Origin of the sequence: Curtobacterium sp. BRB10 (assembly GCF_031844325.1) — a bacterium.
GTDB lineage: Bacteria > Actinomycetota > Actinomycetes > Actinomycetales > Microbacteriaceae > Curtobacterium > Curtobacterium poinsettiae_A.
Genome location: NZ_JAUZVA010000004.1, coordinates 1 through 16470, shown reverse-complemented (window position 1 = coordinate 16470; position 16470 = coordinate 1). Strand labels below are relative to the sequence as shown.

The window sequence follows — 16470 nt, the reverse complement described above, 5'->3', positions numbered from 1 at the left end:
GTCAGTGGGTTCTGCCAGGGTCGCGACATGCAGATCCTCGCCCTGGTCATCGGTCTCGTGATCGGCATCGCCGTCGGTGCGGTCGTCGCCTGGTCGCTCGCCCGCTCGCGCGCGGGCGTCGACGCCGCGTCGGCCCGTGCGACAGCCGAGGCGCTCCGCGGCCAGCTCGAGGCGGCCCGGCGCGACGCCGAGGAACGCCTCGATGCCCAGGACACGCAGTACCGCCGCCAGGTCGACTCGCTCGAACGGCGCTCCGCCGAACTCGAGCACCTGGTGCAGCGCATGCACGGCGTCGACGCGGCGCGCAACCAGAACGAGTCCAGGGTGCTCTCGGCGCTCAGCCCCGTGGCGCAGACGCTCGACGTGATGCGCACGAAGATCGCCGAGCTCGAACAATCGCGGAGCGAGCAGTACGGCGCGCTGTCGGCGCAGCTCCGGTCGGCCGCCGAGTCGGAAGAGCGCCTGCGCGCCACCGCCGACACCCTGGCCAGCGCCCTGTCGTCGAACAGCACGCGCGGCGTCTGGGGCGAGACGCAGCTGCGCAACGTGGTCGAGGCCGCCGGGCTGCTCGAACGGGTCGACTTCGACGTGCAGTCCTCTGTCACCACCGCCGTCGGCTCCGCCCGCCCGGACATGGTCGTGCACCTGCCCGGCGGCAAGACCATCGCCGTCGATGCCAAGGTGCCGTTCAGCGCCTACCTGCAAGCAGCCGAGATCCCGGCGACCGCCACCGGTGCCGAGGCAGCACGACGCGACCAGCTCATCGCCCAGCACGTCAAGGCGCTCCGCGCGCACGTCGACGCCCTCGCCGCACGGGAGTACTGGACCGGCTACGACGCCTCCCCCGAGCTCACCGTCGCCTTCATCCCGTCCGAGTCGCTCATCTCGAGCGCCCTCGCCGCCGACCCCGGCCTGCTCGACCACGCCTTCCGCAAGCGCATCGCACTCGCCTCACCCGTGACCCTGTGGTCCGTGCTGAAGACCGTGGCGTTCTCGTGGCAGCAGGACGTCGTGTCGCAAGAGGCGCACGAGCTCTTCAAGGTCTCCCGCGAGCTCTACGGCCGGCTGTCCACGATGGCGGGGCACGTCGACAAGCTCGGCCGCTCGATCCGGGGCTCCGTCGTCGACTACAACCGCTTCGTCGGGTCGCTCGAACGCCAGGTCCTGCCGAGTGCCCGTCGGTTGTCGCTGCTCGACGAGTCGAAGGTGATCGCGGACCCGGCGTCGATCGAGGACGAGCCGCGGCTGCTCACGGCCCCGGAGCTCGTCGGCGCCGTCGACGAGGACTGACGGCGGAGCGCAGCGCAGCGCGACGTCCGGCGCAGCGGCGCAGCGGCGCGCCGCACCGCGCCGCACCGCACGGCACAACGGAAACCCGTCCGAACCACGGGATCGCGTGGTCCGGACGGGTTGCAGTGGTGCAGCGCGGATCCGCGCCGATCAGGACCGCGTGCGGATCAGAACCACTTCTCCGCCCGGTGGTCCGCCTGGATGCGGCGGATCGTGTTCGAGCGCGAGCGGAGCACGAGCGAGTCGGTGTGGATGACGCCGCGCGAACGACGCACGCCGTCGACCAGGACGCCGTCGGTGACGCCGGTGGCGACGAAGAACGTGTTGTCACCGGTGACCAGGTCGTCCTGGTCGAGGACCTTGTCCAGGTCGTGGCCGGCGGCGATGGCGCGCTCGCGCTCCTCGTCGTCCTTCGGCTGGAGCTTGCCGAGGATCACGCCGCCGAGCGCCTTGATCGCGCACGCCGTGATGATGCCCTCGGGGGTGCCGCCGACACCGACGCACATGTCGATGGTCGAGCCGGGCAGGGCGGCGGCGATGCCACCGGCGACGTCACCGTCGAGCAGCAGTCGCGTGCCGGCACCGGTCGCGCGGATGGCGCGGATCAGCTCGTCGTGGCGCGGACGGTCGAGCACGGCGACGACCATGTCCTCGAGGTCCTTGCCCTTGGCCTTCGCCAGCGCGCGGATGTTGTCACCGATCGGCTTCTCGAGGTCCAGGACACCGCGACCCTCGGGGCCGGCGGCGATCTTGTCCATGTAGAAGACGGCGGAGGGGTCGTACATCGAACCGCGGTCCGAGACGGCCATGACGGAGATGGCGTTCTGGCGGCCGGCGGCGGTGAGCGAGGTGCCGTCGATCGGGTCGACCGCGATGTCGCAAGCCGGACCGTGCCCGTTGCCGACGTGCTCGCCGTTGTAGAGCATCGGGGCGTTGTCCTTCTCGCCCTCACCGATGACGACGACGCCATCGAAGTTCACCGTGCCGAGGAACTTGCGCATCGCGTCCACCGCAGCACCGTCGGCGAGGTTCTTCTCACCCCGCCCGACCCACGGCTGCGCACGGATCGCGGCGGCCTCCGTCGCACGCACGAGCTCGAGCGCGAGGTTGCGGTCGGGCTGGAGGAACAGGGCACCGGTTTCCGTAGTGGGAGTCACGACCCGAGCCTACCGACCGGCGGCCGACCCGCGGTCCGGACACCGGGCCCGTGCACGCATGTGCACGCCGGACGTGAGCCGACCGCGTGACCCGGACCGCGCCTCCCCCAACCGGCACGGCCGGTGCGCCGCTGGCGCGCCGCACCGGAACCGGCGGTCGGGGCCCAGAGCTTCTGACTACGATCGGCGGGGACATCACCGAAGTCGAAGGAGATCCACGTGCCCATCGCAACGCCGGAACAGTACGCCGAGATGATCGAACGCGCGAAGGCGGGCAAGTTCGCGTACCCCGCGGTCAACGTCTCCTCCTCGCAGACCATCAACGCGGTCCTCCAGGGCCTGCAGGAAGCCGGTTCCGACGGCATCCTCCAGGTCACGACGGGCGGTGCCGACTACTTCGCCGGCCACACCATCAAGAACCGCGCAGCGGGTGCACTCGCGATGGCGAAGTTCGCCCACGAGGTCGCCAAGAACTACGACATCACGGTCGCGCTGCACACCGACCACTGCCCGAAGGACGCCCTCGACGGCTTCGTCCTGCCGCTCATCGCGGCGAGCGAGGAAGAGGTCCGGCAGGGTCGCAACCCGATCTTCCAGTCGCACATGTGGGACGGTTCGGCCGTGCCGCTCGACGAGAACATCGAGATCGCGAAGACCATGATCGAGAAGACGCGGAACATCAACGCGATCCTCGAGGTCGAGATCGGCGTCGTCGGCGGCGAAGAGGACGGCGTCCAGCACGAGGGCACGAACGACGCGCTGTACACCACCCCGAACGACGTCGAGAAGGTCGTCGACGCACTCGGTCTGGGTGACAAGGGCCGCTGGATCGCGGCGCTCACCTTCGGCAACGTGCACGGCGTCTACAAGCCGGGCAACGTCAAGCTCCGCCCCGAGCTCCTCGGCGAGATCCAGGCGTCGGTCGCGGCGAAGCACGGCACCGGCGAGAACCCCCTCGACCTCGTCTTCCACGGCGGCTCCGGCTCGACCGACGACGAGATCCACGAGGCCGTCCGCAACGGCGTCATCAAGATGAACATCGACACGGACACGCAGTACGCGTTCACCCGCTCGATCGCCGACTCGATGTTCCGGAACTACGAGGGCGTCCTGAAGATCGACGGCGAGGTCGGCAACAAGAAGCAGTACGACCCCCGCGCCTGGGGCAAGGTCGCCGAGACCGCCATGGCGGCTCGCGTCGGCGAGGCCGCGAAGGTCCTCGGCTCCGCCGGGAACACCCAGGGCTGAGCAGGTCCGTCGGGTCGGGTCCACCGGCCTGGAGGAACGGGGTGCGTCCGACGGACGCGCCCCGTTCTGCGTCGGGTCGTCTCCACCGCGTGCCACGATGGACGGGTGACCGTCGACGCCATCGCCTCCGAGTTCGCCCAGTTCGTCACCGAGTCGCCCACCGCGTTCCACGCGGCGGCGGCGACCCGTGACCGTCTCGTCGCCGCCGGGTTCACCGAGCTGTCCGAACTCGACGCCTGGCCGACCGAGTCCGGTGCGTACGTGGTGGTCCGCGACGGCGCCGTCATCGCGTGGCGCCTGCCCGACGGTGCCGGCCCGACGACGCCGTTCCGGATCCTCGGCGCCCACACCGACTCCCCCGGCTTCCGCGTGAAGCCGAACCCCGGCGTCCGCACGGGCGGCTGGGAGCAGCTGAACGTCGAGGTCTACGGCGGCGCGCTCCTGTCGACCTGGTTCGACCGCGACCTGCGGATCGCCGGCCGGGTCGTCGACGCCGACGGCAGCGTGCGGCTCGTCAGCACCGACGCCGTCGCCCGCATCCCGAACCTCGCGATCCACCTCGACCGCGGGGTGAACGACGGCAAGGAGATCGACCGCCAGCGCCACACCCTGCCGATCGTCGGGGTCGATGGCGACGCCGGTGGGACCGCTGTCGTGGAGTGGCTGCTCGCCCGGCTCGGCGAGGGCGCCGTGTCGTGGGACCTGTTCCTCGCCGACACCCAGGTGCCGGCCCGGATCGGCATCGAGCGCGAGTTCCTGGCGTCCGGCCGGATGGACAACCTGACGAGCGTGCACGCCGGACTCCGGGGCATCGTCGACGCGCCGACCGACGGTGACCACATCCCGGTGTTCGGGGCGTTCGACCACGAGGAGATCGGGTCGTCGACGCCGTCCGGTGCCGGTGGTCCGTTCCTCGAGGACGTCCTCGGCCGTGTGCAGGAGGGCCTCGGCGCCACCCGCTCCGAAGCGGCCCGGGCCTTCCGTGCGTCGTGGCTGCTGTCGAGCGACGCCGGGCACCTGGTGCACCCGAACCAGCCGGAGAAGCACGACCCGACGAACCGACCGCGCCCGGGAGCCGGACCGCTGCTGAAGATCAGCGCGAACCAGCGCTACATGACCGAGGCGAAGGGCGAGGCCGTCTGGGCAGCCGCGTGCGAGACCGCCGGTGTGTCGTGGCAGCCGTTCGTCAACGTGAACACGATCCCCGGCGGCTCGACCATCGGCCCGATCGCGGCGACCCGGCTCGGGATCCCGACGATCGACATCGGCGTCGGACTGCTGTCGATGCACTCGATCCGGGAGCTCGTGCACGTCGACGACCTGGCCGCCCTGCACGGAGCGGTCGCCGCCTTCCTGGCCGGCTGACCTCCGGCCGGCGTCGGCTGGCTGGGGTGGTCACGACTCCCCGCACGCGCAGGGCCGAGGGGTCACGAAGTGTCGGTCGAGTCGGTGCCAGACGACACTTCGTGACCACTCGACGGCGGGGCCGCGGCGTGTTGCGACCACTCGGCGCGCGGAGGCCGGCGGCGCGAACAACCCCGCGGTCAGGCGGTCAGGCGCCGGACTGGCGCAGCATGAAGTCGACGAATGCCTGGTCCTGCATGACCACGACGACGAACGCGATCGTGCTGATCGCCGTGGCGACGACGGCTCCGACCAGCGGCACCCAGAACGTCCGCCTCCGTGCCCGGAGCCGGCGGATGGACCACCAGGCAACCAGGGCGAACACGACCACGTTGGTGATCGCGGCGATGGCGGCCGCCGTGCTCAGGGCACTCGGGTCGTTCAGCGCCGTGTACTGGGTCTCGAGGGTGCGCCGCACGGTGGAGGCGACCTCGCCCACCGAGAGGGACTGCACCACGGAGACCAGTCCGAAGGCGAGCAGCCCGACGGTGAGCACGAAGTCGGCCGGTGTGCGACCGAACCGGCTGCGGACCATCGACCGCTGCGCCCCGGCAGGGACTGCGCCGGAGCGAGCATCCGTACCAGTGCGGTCGCCGTCGGAGCGGTCGCTCGGAGCAGCGTCGCGTACGCCGGTGGCGGGGGCCTGGTCCTGCCGCTCCCGTGCCTGACGCTCCCGCTCCTGGCGTTCCTGCTCGACGAGGACCGGGTTCACCCAGCCCTCGGGCGCGTACTCGCCGTACCCGGGGGCGGGACGGCCCTGGGGCCGACCGCTCGCGGGACCGGCGGCCGCCGTCGGGGACGCACCCCGGGCCTCCTGGCCGGCACCAGCCCCGGCGTCACCGTGGTCCGCCGGGTCGCGACGCGGGACCGAGGACCAGCCGTCCGAGCCGCTCATGCCCGACGCCCGCCGAGCGCGCGCGTCGGGTTGCCCGAGGCGTCGGTGCGGAGCTCCTTGGGGAGCGAGAACATCAGGTCCTCGTGTGCGGTGACGACCTCTTCGACGGCGGCGTAGCCGGCGTCGGCGAGCTGTTCGAGCACCTCGGCCACGAGTTCTTCCGGCACGGACGCACCGCTCGTCACGCCGACCGTCTCGACACCGTCGAGCCACTCCTGCTGGATCTCCTCCGCGTAGTCGACACGGTGAGCGGCGCGGGCACCGTGCTCGAGCGCGACCTCGACCAGGCGGACGCTGTTCGACGAGTTCGCCGAGCCGACGACGATCACCAGGTCGGCACCGGGCGCGACCTTCTTGATCGCGACCTGGCGGTTCTGCGTGGCGTAGCAGATGTCGTCCGACGGGGGGTCCTGGATGGCCGGGAACTTCTCGCGCAGCAGCCGCACGGTCTCCATCGTCTCGTCGACGCTGAGCGTGGTCTGCGACAGCCAGACGAGGTTGTCCGGATCGGAGACGGACAGTGCGGCGACGTCGTCGGGGCCGTTCACCAGGATCGTGCGGTCCGGGGCGTGCCCCATCGTGCCCTCGACCTCTTCGTGGCCGGCGTGGCCGATCAGGATGATGGTGCGCTCGGCCTTGGCGAACCGGGTGGCTTCGCGGTGGACCTTGGTGACGAGGGGGCAGGTGGCATCGATGGCGTGCAGGTCGCGTTCGGCGGCACCCGCGACGACGGCCGGCGACACACCGTGCGCGCTGAAGACGACGTGCGAGCCCCGGGGGACCTCTGCGACGTCGTCGACGAAGACGGCACCGCGCTGCTCGAGCGTCGACACCACGTGCACGTTGTGGACGATCTGCTTGCGGACGTAGACGGGCTCGCCGTACTGCTCCAACGCCTTCTCGACCGCCACGACCGCGCGGTCCACCCCGGCGCAGTAACCACGGGGGGCCGCGAGCAGCACCTTCTTGGGGCCGGCGACCGGTTCGTCACGCAGTCTGCCCCGTGCCGCGTGCACACGCGGCGGGGCGAGCGGGACCGTGTGGCCGTTGGTGATCGTCACGTCCCCGATGATAGGTGAGCGGCACGCACGCGACCTGGGCGCGCGGAGTGCCTGTGGAGAACACGACGTCCGTCCCCTGTCACCGGTCTCGGGCACGATGGACGTCCCAGCAGGACGAGGAGCGACATGGCGATCGAACAGGGCCCGCCGACGGCCGACAACCCGTGGCCCGTGGCGCTCCTCGGCGCGAAGCTCCGCGACTGGATCGACCGGCTCGGCACCGCCTGGGTCGAGGGCGAGATCACGCAGTGGAACGTCGCCGGGGGCAACGTGTACGGCAAGCTCAAGGACGTCGAGGTGGACGCCACCGTGTCGTTCTCCATCTGGTCGAGCGTGCGCTCCCGGGTGCCGGCGGACATCAAGCAGGGCGACCGGGTCGTCGCCGCGCTCAAGCCGAACTACTGGGTCAAGGGCGGCTCGCTGACGATGCAGGTCGTCGAGATGAAGCACGTCGGGCTCGGTGACCTGCTCGAACGCCTCGAGCGCCTCCGCCGCACCCTCGCCGAGGAAGGGCTGTTCGACCCGTCCCGCAAGCAGCGTCTGCCCTTCCTGCCGCACCGCATCGGCCTGATCACCGGCAAGGACTCCGACGCCGAGAAGGACGTCAAGCGCAACGCGCAGCTGCGGTGGCCCCAGGTGGAGTTCCGCACCGTGCACACGGCGGTGCAGGGCGAACGGACCGTGGGCGAGGTCACGGCGGCGATCCTCGAGCTCGACGCCGACCCCGAGGTCGACGTCATCATCATCGCCCGTGGCGGCGGCGACTTCCAGAACCTGCTCGGCTTCAGCGACGAAGGGCTCGTCCGTGCCGCGGCCGCTGCGTCGACCCCGATCGTCTCGGCGATCGGGCACGAAGCCGACCGCCCGATCCTCGACGAGGTCGCCGACCTGCGCGCCTCGACCCCCACGGACGCCGCCAAGCGGGTCGTGCCCGACGTCGCCGAGGAGCTCGCCAACGTCCGGGCGGCCCGCGCCCGGCTCGGGCTCCGGCTCTCGCACACGCTGTCGGTCGAGGCCGACCGGCTCGCCGCGCTGCGGTCGCGCCCGGCTCTGGCGTCGACCGCGTGGCTCGTCGACACCCGTGCGGAGGAGGTCGCCCGCGACCTGTCCCGTGCCCGCGAACTGCTCGACCGCCGGCTCGAGCGCGGGCACTCCGAGGTCGGGCACCTGACCGCTCGGCTCCGGGCACTCTCACCGCGCGACACCCTGCGCCGCGGGTACGCCATCGTGCAGCGGGCCGACGGGGGCGTCGTCCGCGGCACGGACGACCTGTCCGGAGCGACGCCGGTGCACGTCACGCTCGGTGCCGGCACGGCCACGGGCACGCTCGAACCGGACGGCCCCGGCCCGGACGGCTCCTGACCACCACGGGTGTTCTCCACAGCCTGGGTCCGGGCGGCGGATCGTCGGTGGACGCTCGGTAGGATCGACCCGTGCCATCCCAGCAGGAACCCGAGCAGACCGACGTCCAGTCGCTGAGCTACGAAGCTGCCCGCGACGAACTCGTGCGCGTCGTGAGCGAGCTCGAACAGGGCTCCGCGACCCTCGAGCGTTCGCTGGCGCTCTGGGAGCGGGGCGAAGCCCTCGCCGCCCGGTGCGAAGAGTGGCTCGTCGGCGCCCGCGCACGGCTCGACGCGGCCCGTGCCGCCAGCGACGCCCAGGACGGCTCCGGGCGATGACCGACCCCAACGGCCGCCCGATCGTCGCCGAGCTCGGTCGCCCCGAGACGGCAGAGGAGACCTGGGCTCGCAAGGACGCCGCCCGGACCGCCCGCCGTCAGCACCAGACCGCGTTCAACCTGGTCATCGCGCTCATCGCCTCGCTCGGCATCGTGCTGTTCCTGGTGGCGGTCGTCGTCCGGCCCGACACCACCGTGGACCGCACCGTCGACTACCAGCAGATCGCGGCGAAGGCGAACGTCGACGACGTCACCCTGGTCGCGCCGCCGCTGCCGGACGGCTACAGCGCCAACCGCGCGGACTTCGCGAGCAAGACCACCGACGGCGTGGACGTCTGGACCGTCGGCTTCGTGACGCCGGACAAGCAGTACCTCGGTGTGCAGCAGGGCATCGACGCCAACGCCTCGTGGGTGTCGAACCAGCTCGACCAGCGGCCGTCCACCGGTGACCGCACGATCGGTGACACGGAGTGGATCGTCTACGACCGCCGCGCCGAGGGCACCGACGCCGGCAACCACGCCTACTCACTCGTCACGACGTTCGGCAAGAACACGATCGTGCTCTCCGGAACCGCCGACGACAAGGCCTTCCGGACCGTCGCGACCGCCGTCTCCCGAGAACTGTCCGAGTAGACGACGGGCACCGCCCCGTCAGTCACCACCCCGTCCCACCCGAACCGAGGAGCCCCATGCCCGACCGCGCCGCCTCCACCCCGTCCGACGCCCTGCGCCTGCTCGTCGACGGCAACGCACGATTCGCCGCCGACAAGCGCCGGATGGGCCGCGTGGACCCGGACCGCCGCACCGAGCTCGAAGGATCGCAGTCGCCGTTCGCGACCGTCCTCGGCTGCTCGGACTCGCGGGTGCCGTTCGAGCACGTCTTCGACGCCGGCATCGGTGACCTGTTCGCCATCCGCAACGCCGGCCAGATCGTCGACGACGTCGTGCTCGGCTCGATCGAGTTCGCGGTCGTCGCCCTGGGCACGCCCCTGGTCGTCGTGCTCCGGCACACCCGGTGCGGTGCCGTCGCGGCAGCGCGCTCCGGTGAGCCCGTCCCCGCCCCGCATCTGCAGGCCCTCGTCGATGCGATCGCCCCGAGCGTCGAGAAGGTCCGGCTCACCGACGCCGAGCTCCCGCAGGAAGCCGTCGGCGCCGCACACCTCGAAGCCACCCTCCGCCAGGTGATCGAGCGCTCCGGCGCGGTCTCCGACGCCGTGGCCGAGGGTAGATTGGCGGTCGTCGGGGCGACGTACGACCTCGCCACCGGAGAAGTCACCATCGACACCGTCGTCGGCCAGGTCTGACCCACCCGACCCCGACGACCGCCCCGGCGACCCCGGGGCGCAGGCACGGGCCGGCGCGACCGCGACCGGCGAGCACCCCAGGAAGGACCACGACGACGTGACCGACACCACTGCGAACGACACCGCTGCGACCGAGTTCCGCATCGAGCACGACACGATGGGCGAGGTACGGGTGCCGAAGTCGGCGCTCTACCGTGCCCAGACCCAGCGCGCCGTCGAGAACTTCCCCATCTCGGGCACCGGGCTCGACTCGGCGCAGATCGTGGCGCTCGCACGGATCAAGCGTGCGGCGGCCGTCGTGAACGGTGCACTCGGCATCGTCGAACCCGCCGTCGCCGACGCCATCGCGGGCGCGGCCGACCTGATCATCGGGGGGCAGCACCACGACCAGTTCCCGGTCGACGTCTACCAGACCGGCAGCGGCACGTCGTCGAACATGAACATGAACGAGGTGCTCGCGACACTGGCGTCCGACATCGCGGGTTCGGCGGTGCACCCGAACGACCACGTCAACGCCTCGCAGTCGTCGAACGACGTCTTCCCCACCTCCGTGCACGTCGCCGTGACCGAGGCGCTCCTCCGCACCCTCGTGCCCGCCCTCGAGCACCTCGCCGAGTCCCTCGAAGCGAAGGCCACGCTCTGGGCCGACGCCGTGAAGTCCGGCCGGACGCACCTGATGGACGCCACGCCCGTCACCCTCGGGCAGGAGTTCGGCGGCTACGCACGCCAGATCCGCCTGGGCATCGAGCGTGTGCAGGCGACGCTGCCCCGCGTCGCAGAGGTCCCGCTCGGCGGCACCGCGGTCGGGACCGGTATCAACACCCCGAAGGGCTTCCCGCAGCGGGTCATCGCCCAGCTCGCGAGCGACACCGACCTGCCGATCACCGAGGCCGTCGACCACTTCGAGGCGCAGGGGGCGCGTGACGCCCTGGTCGAGGCCTCCGGTGCGCTCAAGGTGCTCGCCGTCAGCCTGACGAAGATCAACAACGACCTGCGCTGGATGGGCTCCGGTCCGAACACCGGCCTGGGCGAGCTGCACATCCCCGACCTGCAGCCCGGCTCCTCGATCATGCCCGGCAAGGTGAACCCGGTGATCCCCGAGGCCACCCTGATGGTCGGCGCCCGGGTCATCGGCAACGACGCCACCATCGCCTGGGCCGGTGCCTCGGGTGCGTTCGAGCTCAACGTCGCCATCCCGGTGATGGGCACGGCGCTGCTCGAGTCGATCCGGCTGCTGGCGAACAGCTCGCGGGTGCTCGCGGACAAGACCATCGACGGGCTGCAGGCGAACCTCGAGCGTGCTCGCGCGTTCGCGGAGTCCTCGCCGTCGATCGTCACCCCGCTCAACCGGGTCATCGGCTACGAGGCAGCGGCGAAGGTCGCGAAGTACGCCGTCGCCGAGGGCATCACCGTGCGCGACGCCGTCGTGGCCCTCGGCCACGTCGAGCGCGGCGACGTCACCGAGGCGCAGCTCGACGAGGCGCTCGACGTCCTGAGCATGACCCACCCGAACTAGCGGGACGCTCCTGACGCACCCCCACGACGGACGGGAGGCCCGGTGCCAGCTGGCACCGGGCCTCCCCTCAGTCAGGAGCCGGCTCGACCCGCCTCACGCCAGGTCCGGCGAGTCCAGCAGGTCGGTGACCAGGGCGGCGATCGCGGAGCGTTCGGAACGCGTCAGCGTGACGTGCGCGAACAGCGGGTGCCCCTTGAGCCGCTCGATGACCGACGCGATCCCGTCGTGCCGACCGACCCGCAGGTTGTCGCGCTGCGCGACGTCGTGGGTGAGCACCACCCGCGAGTTCTGACCGATGCGGGAGAGCATCGTGAGCAGCACGTTCCGTTCGAGCGACTGCGCCTCGTCGACGATCACGAAGGCGTCGTGCAGGGAGCGGCCGCGGATGTGCGTCAGGGGCAGCACCTCGATCAGGCCGCGCTCGACCACTTCGTCGAGCACGTTGTCCGACACCACCGAACCGAGGGTGTCGTAGACGGCCTGCGCCCACGGGTTCATCTTCTCGCCGGCATCGCCGGGCAGGAAGCCGAGGTCCTGCCCACCCACGGCGTACAGCGGTCGGAACACCATGATCTTCTTGTGCTGCTGCCGTTCGAGCACCGCCTCGAGTCCGGCGCACAGGGCGAGCGCCGACTTGCCGGTGCCGGCGCTGCCGCCGAGCGAGACGATGCCGATCTCGGAGTCGAGCAGGGCGTCGATGGCGAGCCGCTGCTCGGCCGAGCGTCCGCGGAGTCCGAAGACCTCGCGGTCGCCGCGCACCAGGGCGACGGCGCCGGCGACGTGCACACGACCGAGGGCCGATCCGCGCTCCGAGTGGATGACGACCCCGGTGTTCACCGGGACCCCGTCGAGCTTCGCGGAGCGGATCTCCTCCTTCTCGTACAGGTCGGACATCTGCTCGCCCGAGACCTGCAGGTCGGCGATGCCGGTGTAGCCCGAGTCGACGGCGAGTTCGGCGCGGTACTCCTCGGCCGCCATGCCGATCGACGACGCCTTGACCCGGAGCGGCAGGTCCTTCGACACGACGACGACGTCGAGTCCGTCGTTCTTCAGGTTCGACGCGACGGCGAGGATGCGCGAGTCGTTGTCGCCGAGCTGCAGGCCCGACGGCAGTACGGACTGGTTGGAGTGGTTCAGTTCGACGCGGAACGAGCCGCCGTCGCCGATCGCGATCGGGAAGTCGAGCCGCTCGTGCTCGATGCGCAGTTCGTCGAGCAGCCGGAGGGCCTGCCGGGCGAAGTACCCGATCTCCGGGTCGTTGCGCTTCGACTCGAGTTCGCTGACGACCACCACGGGCAGGACCACGGCGTGCTCGGCGAAGCGGAACAAGGCCCGCGGATCGCTGAGGAGCACCGATGTGTCGAGCACGTACGTGCGCTGGGCGACCGATGTGGACGAGTCCGCGGTGTGCTGCTGCTGTGCTCCGCGAGAGACGTTCTGAGAGGTCACGACCACTCCATCCCCGGGCCGCGACGGGCCCGGTCCTGTCCTCGAACGCGGCCACGGAGCGGGTCCCGAAGCACCGACTGTGGCCGCTTCGATCGGGCGCGGTGCCCGATGGGGACAACGTACGTCCGGCCCCCGACACCCCGCCAGCGACACGCGGTTTCCGGAGTTACGGTCGCGTGAACAACGCGAGCGTGGCTCGCGCAGCCTCGCGCGGCGGTGACGCCGAGTGGTCACGAACTGTCGGCTGCGGCCGCTCCGGCCGACAGGTGGTGACCCCTCGGCGGACGTGAGCGGGATGTGGTGACCGCTCGCCGGCCGCGGACGGGAGGCCCGTGGCGGCCTGGCACCGCGCCTCCAGTCCGTCCGCTGGTCGCGACTCGTCGCGGGTCGCCCCGACCGGCCACGAACTGTCGGGTGCGATGGTGCCAGCCGACAGGTGGTGACCACCCGGCGGACGTGAGCGGGGTGTCGTGACCGCTCGCCTGCCCCGGACGGGCGGCACGAGACGCTGCTACTGCATCGTGGCGTACGAGACGCAGGCGTCGCGGAACATGTCCAGGGTCTCGTCGGTGGTCGACGGGAACACGGACACCCGCGCGACCCCGAGCCGCGTGGTCGCGGTGACGCCGTGGTTGTGCATCGCGGCGGACAGAGCCGTCACGCGACCCTGCGTCGGCCGGAGCACGACGATGCCGGCGCGCTCGGCCGGGTCGCGGCTGGACTCGACCTCGAGCCCGAACTCGTCCGCGATCGCGAACACGCGCTCGACGCGGTCGGTGACACGCTCCTGCACGGCGGCGACGCCGACCGCGGTGAGGCGCTCGAGCGACACCGCGAGCCGGGCCTGCGCGACCGGGTCGATGCGGGACATCTGGAAGCCGGCGGCCCCCGGACGCACCGCCGGGACCTCGGTGGGCCAGCCGGAGGTGCCGTGCGGACCGGACAGTGCCGGACGGATCCGGTTCAGGGCGCGATCGCTGAACGCCACGAAGCCGGTGCCCCACCCGGCGTGCAGCCACTTCTGCCCGCCGGTGGCGACCACGTCGGCGACCTCGTACGGGGCGTCGACGACGCCGAAGCCCTGGATCGCGTCGACGATGAGCAGGCGGTCGCCGATGACCTCGCGGATGGCGGCGAGGTCGGTCAGGTAGCCGGTACGCCAGTCGACCAGGGACACCGCGACGGCGGTCACCTCGTCGGTCAGGCGCTCACGGATCAGCTCGGGGGTCACCCAGCCGGCACCCGACTCGATGACGACGGGCTGCACCCGTCCGCCGGTGGCCGAGGCCGCGCTGGCCAGCGCGAGCGGCAGCGACGGGTACTCGTCGGCGGACACGAGCACGCCACCGGTCAGGCCGAAGGCGGTGTGCAGCAGGCCCGGGGTCGTCGCGGCCTGCGAGACGACCTGGTCCTCGCGGCGGCCGACCAGGCGGGCGGCGACGGTGCGGACGCGGGCGTCCTGCTCGTCGAGGGTCTCCATCGCGCCGAAGCGCATGTGTGCCTGGATCGTGCCGAGCACACGCTGCTCCTCGAGCACGGCGGTCTGCACGGGGCCGAACGCAGCGTGGTCGAGGTAACCGGGGTCTTCGGAGAAGCCGGCGGCGTACTCGTCGATGTTCACAGGTGGTGCACCTTTCACAGGGTTGAACCCTGAGAGCCTACTGGGACGCGGCTCCGCCGCCGAACCCGGTGCGGCAGGTGGCTGGTCGCTGGTGGTTCGGCAGCCGGCTGCGCCCGACCGTGCTCAGCCGCCGAACCGACGGGACCGGAGTCCGAAGTCGCGGACCGCCCGGAGGAAGTCGACCTCGCGCAGGTCCGGGTAGAACGCCTCGACGAAGTAGAACTCGCTGTGCGCGCTCTGCCACAGCATGAAGTCGGACAGCCGCTGCTCGCCCGAAGTCCGGATCACCAGGTCGGGGTCGGGCTGGCCCTGCGTGTACAGGTGGTCGCCGATGAGCTCCGGCGTCAGGACCTCTGCCAGGGTGTCGATGGTGCCGCCGCCGGCGCCGTGCGCCTGCACGATGCTGCGCATGGCGTCCGCGATCTCACGCCGACCGCCGTACCCGACGGCGAGGTTGACGTGCAGCCCCGTGCGTCCGGCGGTGCGCTGCTCGGCCCGTTCGAGCGCGGTCACCAGGTTGTCCGGCAGCCCCTCGTTCGAGCCGACGTGCTGCACGCGCCAGTCACGGTTGTCGGCCAGGACCCCGGCGAGGTCGGCGATGATCCCGACGAGTTCCTCGAGCTCTTCGCCGCCACGACCCGTCAGGTTGTCGGCGGACAGCAGGTAGAGCGTCACGACCTCGATGCCGAGGTCGTCGCACCACGTCAGGAACTCCGGGATCTTCGCGGCGCCGGCACGGTGACCGTGTGCGGCGGACTCGAGCCCGAGCTGCTTCGCCCAGCGGCGGTTGCCGTCCACGATCATGGCGACGTGCTTGGGCTTCGCTGCACCATCGAGCTGGCGGCGGACCCGGCGCTGGTAGGCGCGGTAGAGGATCCCTCGCCCTGTCCATCCCGCCGTCCCGGTCACGCACCGAGCGTAGTGCACCACCGACACACGCTCCCTGAGGCTCCCGCTCTCCGGACACGTGGCTGTCGTTCGGGGTCAGGCCCTATGGTCGGGATCATGCAGGACGAGCACGAGACCGGAACACTCCCCCACGTCCCGTTCACGGAAGAAGCGTCGGCGACCACGACCGCCGAACCCCGTCCGGCCTGGCGCGGCTGGATCCACCTCGGCGCGTTCCCGTTCGCGATCGCGATGGGGGTCGTCCTGATCACCCTCGCCGACAGCACCGCGGCGAAGGTCGGCAGCGCCGTGTTCATGGCGACGTCGTTGGCGATGTTCGGCGTCTCCGCGACCTACCACCGGTTCCCGTGGGGGCCGAAGGTGAAGGCCGTGCTGAAGCGCATCGACCACACCAACATCCTGCTGCTCATCGCCGGCACCTACACGCCCGTCGCGATCTGCGCCCTGCCGCACACGCTCATGGTCGTCGTGCTCTGGGTGATGTGGTCGGGCGCCGCGCTCGGCATCGCGTTCCGGGTGCTCTGGATCAACGCGCCCCGCTGGCTGTACGTGCCGATCTACCTGGTGCTCGGGTGCGCTGCCCTCGGGCTGCTGCCGCAGTTCTTCGCGGCGAGCGTCCCGATGACCGTGCTCATCCTGTCCGGTGGCGTCGCGTACATCATCGGCGCGCTGGTCTACGGCTTCAAGCGCCCGAACCCGGTGCCGACCCAGTTCGGGTTCCACGAGGTGTTCCACGCCCTGACCGTGGTGGCCTTCGGTGCGCAGTGGGTCGGCGTGCTCATCGTCGCGCTGGACCCGGTGCGCTGACCGTCGCACGTTCCTTCCCAGAACGGGTGCGATGCCTGGTGGTTCCGGGCGTCCTCACCAGGAACTTCTGACCAGGTACGCCCGGTTCAACCAGGTACGCCCGGTTCGACCCGGTACGCCTGGTTCCGGTC

15 protein-coding genes are annotated in these 16470 nt (G+C 71.3%); 9 read left to right on the top strand and 6 right to left on the bottom strand.

The genetic code is table 11. The features are described from left to right. Nucleotides 1-27 precede the first annotated feature (27 nt). Nucleotides 28-1290, top strand: coding sequence for a DNA recombination protein RmuC (locus Q9R26_RS09520; RefSeq protein WP_311227138.1), 1263 nt, complete (start codon nt 28-30; stop codon nt 1288-1290). Between the two features lie 167 nt (nt 1291-1457). Here Q9R26_RS09520 and glpX read toward each other — a convergent pair whose 3' ends face one another. Further along, nucleotides 1458-2447 (bottom strand): class II fructose-bisphosphatase, encoded by a 990-nt coding sequence (glpX, locus tag Q9R26_RS09515; protein WP_311227137.1) that lies wholly within the window; start codon nt 2445-2447, stop codon nt 1458-1460. A 219-nt stretch (nt 2448-2666) separates the two neighbouring features. Between glpX and fbaA the strand changes: the two genes are divergently transcribed. Both fbaA and Q9R26_RS09505 read left to right on the top strand, forming a co-directional pair. Beyond that, nucleotides 2667-3695 (top strand): class II fructose-bisphosphate aldolase, encoded by a 1029-nt coding sequence (gene fbaA / locus Q9R26_RS09510; protein ID WP_209133631.1) that lies wholly within the window; start codon nt 2667-2669, stop codon nt 3693-3695. A 105-nt stretch (nt 3696-3800) separates the two neighbouring features. Then, nucleotides 3801-5060 carry a M18 family aminopeptidase gene (locus Q9R26_RS09505; protein ID WP_311227136.1) on the top strand — a complete coding sequence of 420 codons (1260 nt, stop codon included), beginning with the start codon at nt 3801-3803 and terminating at the stop codon, nt 5058-5060. 187 nt (nt 5061-5247) lie between these two features. On the opposite strand, the gene Q9R26_RS09500 is transcribed toward Q9R26_RS09505, so the two are convergent. Next, a complete protein-coding gene (locus Q9R26_RS09500) occupies nt 5248-5994 on the bottom strand; it encodes a DUF6264 family protein (RefSeq protein ID WP_311227135.1) in 747 nt (248 codons plus the stop codon). Then, nucleotides 5991-7055 (bottom strand): 4-hydroxy-3-methylbut-2-enyl diphosphate reductase, encoded by a 1065-nt coding sequence (locus tag Q9R26_RS09495; RefSeq protein ID WP_371830610.1) that lies wholly within the window; start codon nt 7053-7055, stop codon nt 5991-5993. The genes Q9R26_RS09500 and Q9R26_RS09495 overlap by 4 nt, the downstream gene beginning before the upstream one ends. A gap of 126 nt (nt 7056-7181) precedes the next feature. Here Q9R26_RS09495 and xseA point away from each other — a divergent pair, with 126 nt between their 5' ends. The 5 genes from xseA to Q9R26_RS09470 all read left to right on the top strand — a co-directional run bounded on the left by xseA (nt 7182) and on the right by Q9R26_RS09470 (nt 11553). Further along, nucleotides 7182-8417 (top strand): exodeoxyribonuclease VII large subunit, encoded by a 1236-nt coding sequence (gene xseA, locus Q9R26_RS09490; RefSeq protein ID WP_111055645.1) that lies wholly within the window; start codon nt 7182-7184, stop codon nt 8415-8417. Between the two features lie 71 nt (nt 8418-8488). Then, nucleotides 8489-8734: an exodeoxyribonuclease VII small subunit gene (locus tag Q9R26_RS09485; RefSeq protein WP_017886728.1), complete on the top strand. Its 246-nt coding sequence runs from the start codon at nt 8489-8491 to the stop codon at nt 8732-8734. After that, complete coding sequence (locus Q9R26_RS09480; protein WP_311227134.1) at nt 8731-9366, top strand: DUF4245 domain-containing protein; 636 nt, start codon at nt 8731-8733, stop codon at nt 9364-9366. The genes Q9R26_RS09485 and Q9R26_RS09480 overlap by 4 nt, the downstream gene beginning before the upstream one ends. A gap of 56 nt (nt 9367-9422) precedes the next feature. Then, entirely contained in the window at nt 9423-10037 is a 615-nt protein-coding gene (locus Q9R26_RS09475) for a carbonic anhydrase (protein ID WP_027464510.1), read from the top strand. A gap of 97 nt (nt 10038-10134) precedes the next feature. After that, nucleotides 10135-11553, top strand: coding sequence for a class II fumarate hydratase (locus Q9R26_RS09470; RefSeq protein WP_311227133.1), 1419 nt, complete (start codon nt 10135-10137; stop codon nt 11551-11553). Between the two features lie 93 nt (nt 11554-11646). On the opposite strand, the gene Q9R26_RS09465 is transcribed toward Q9R26_RS09470, so the two are convergent. The 3 genes from Q9R26_RS09465 to Q9R26_RS09455 all read right to left on the bottom strand — a co-directional run bounded on the left by Q9R26_RS09465 (nt 11647) and on the right by Q9R26_RS09455 (nt 15532). After that, complete coding sequence (locus Q9R26_RS09465) at nt 11647-13008, bottom strand: PhoH family protein (RefSeq protein WP_182067150.1); 1362 nt, start codon at nt 13006-13008, stop codon at nt 11647-11649. Between the two features lie 505 nt (nt 13009-13513). Further along, nucleotides 13514-14623, bottom strand: coding sequence for an aminotransferase class V-fold PLP-dependent enzyme (locus Q9R26_RS09460; RefSeq protein WP_110860697.1), 1110 nt, complete (start codon nt 14621-14623; stop codon nt 13514-13516). A gap of 123 nt (nt 14624-14746) precedes the next feature. Then, nucleotides 14747-15532 carry an isoprenyl transferase gene (locus Q9R26_RS09455; RefSeq protein WP_311227132.1) on the bottom strand — a complete coding sequence of 262 codons (786 nt, stop codon included), beginning with the start codon at nt 15530-15532 and terminating at the stop codon, nt 14747-14749. Nucleotides 15533-15628: 96 nt separating this feature from the next. On the opposite strand from Q9R26_RS09455, the gene Q9R26_RS09450 reads away from it, so the two are divergent. Further along, the gene (locus Q9R26_RS09450; RefSeq protein WP_247737514.1) at nt 15629-16339 is read left to right on the top strand and encodes a hemolysin III family protein; all 711 of its coding nucleotides are present in this window, start codon (nt 15629-15631) and stop codon (nt 16337-16339) included. The last annotated feature ends 131 nt before the right edge of the window (nt 16340-16470 follow it).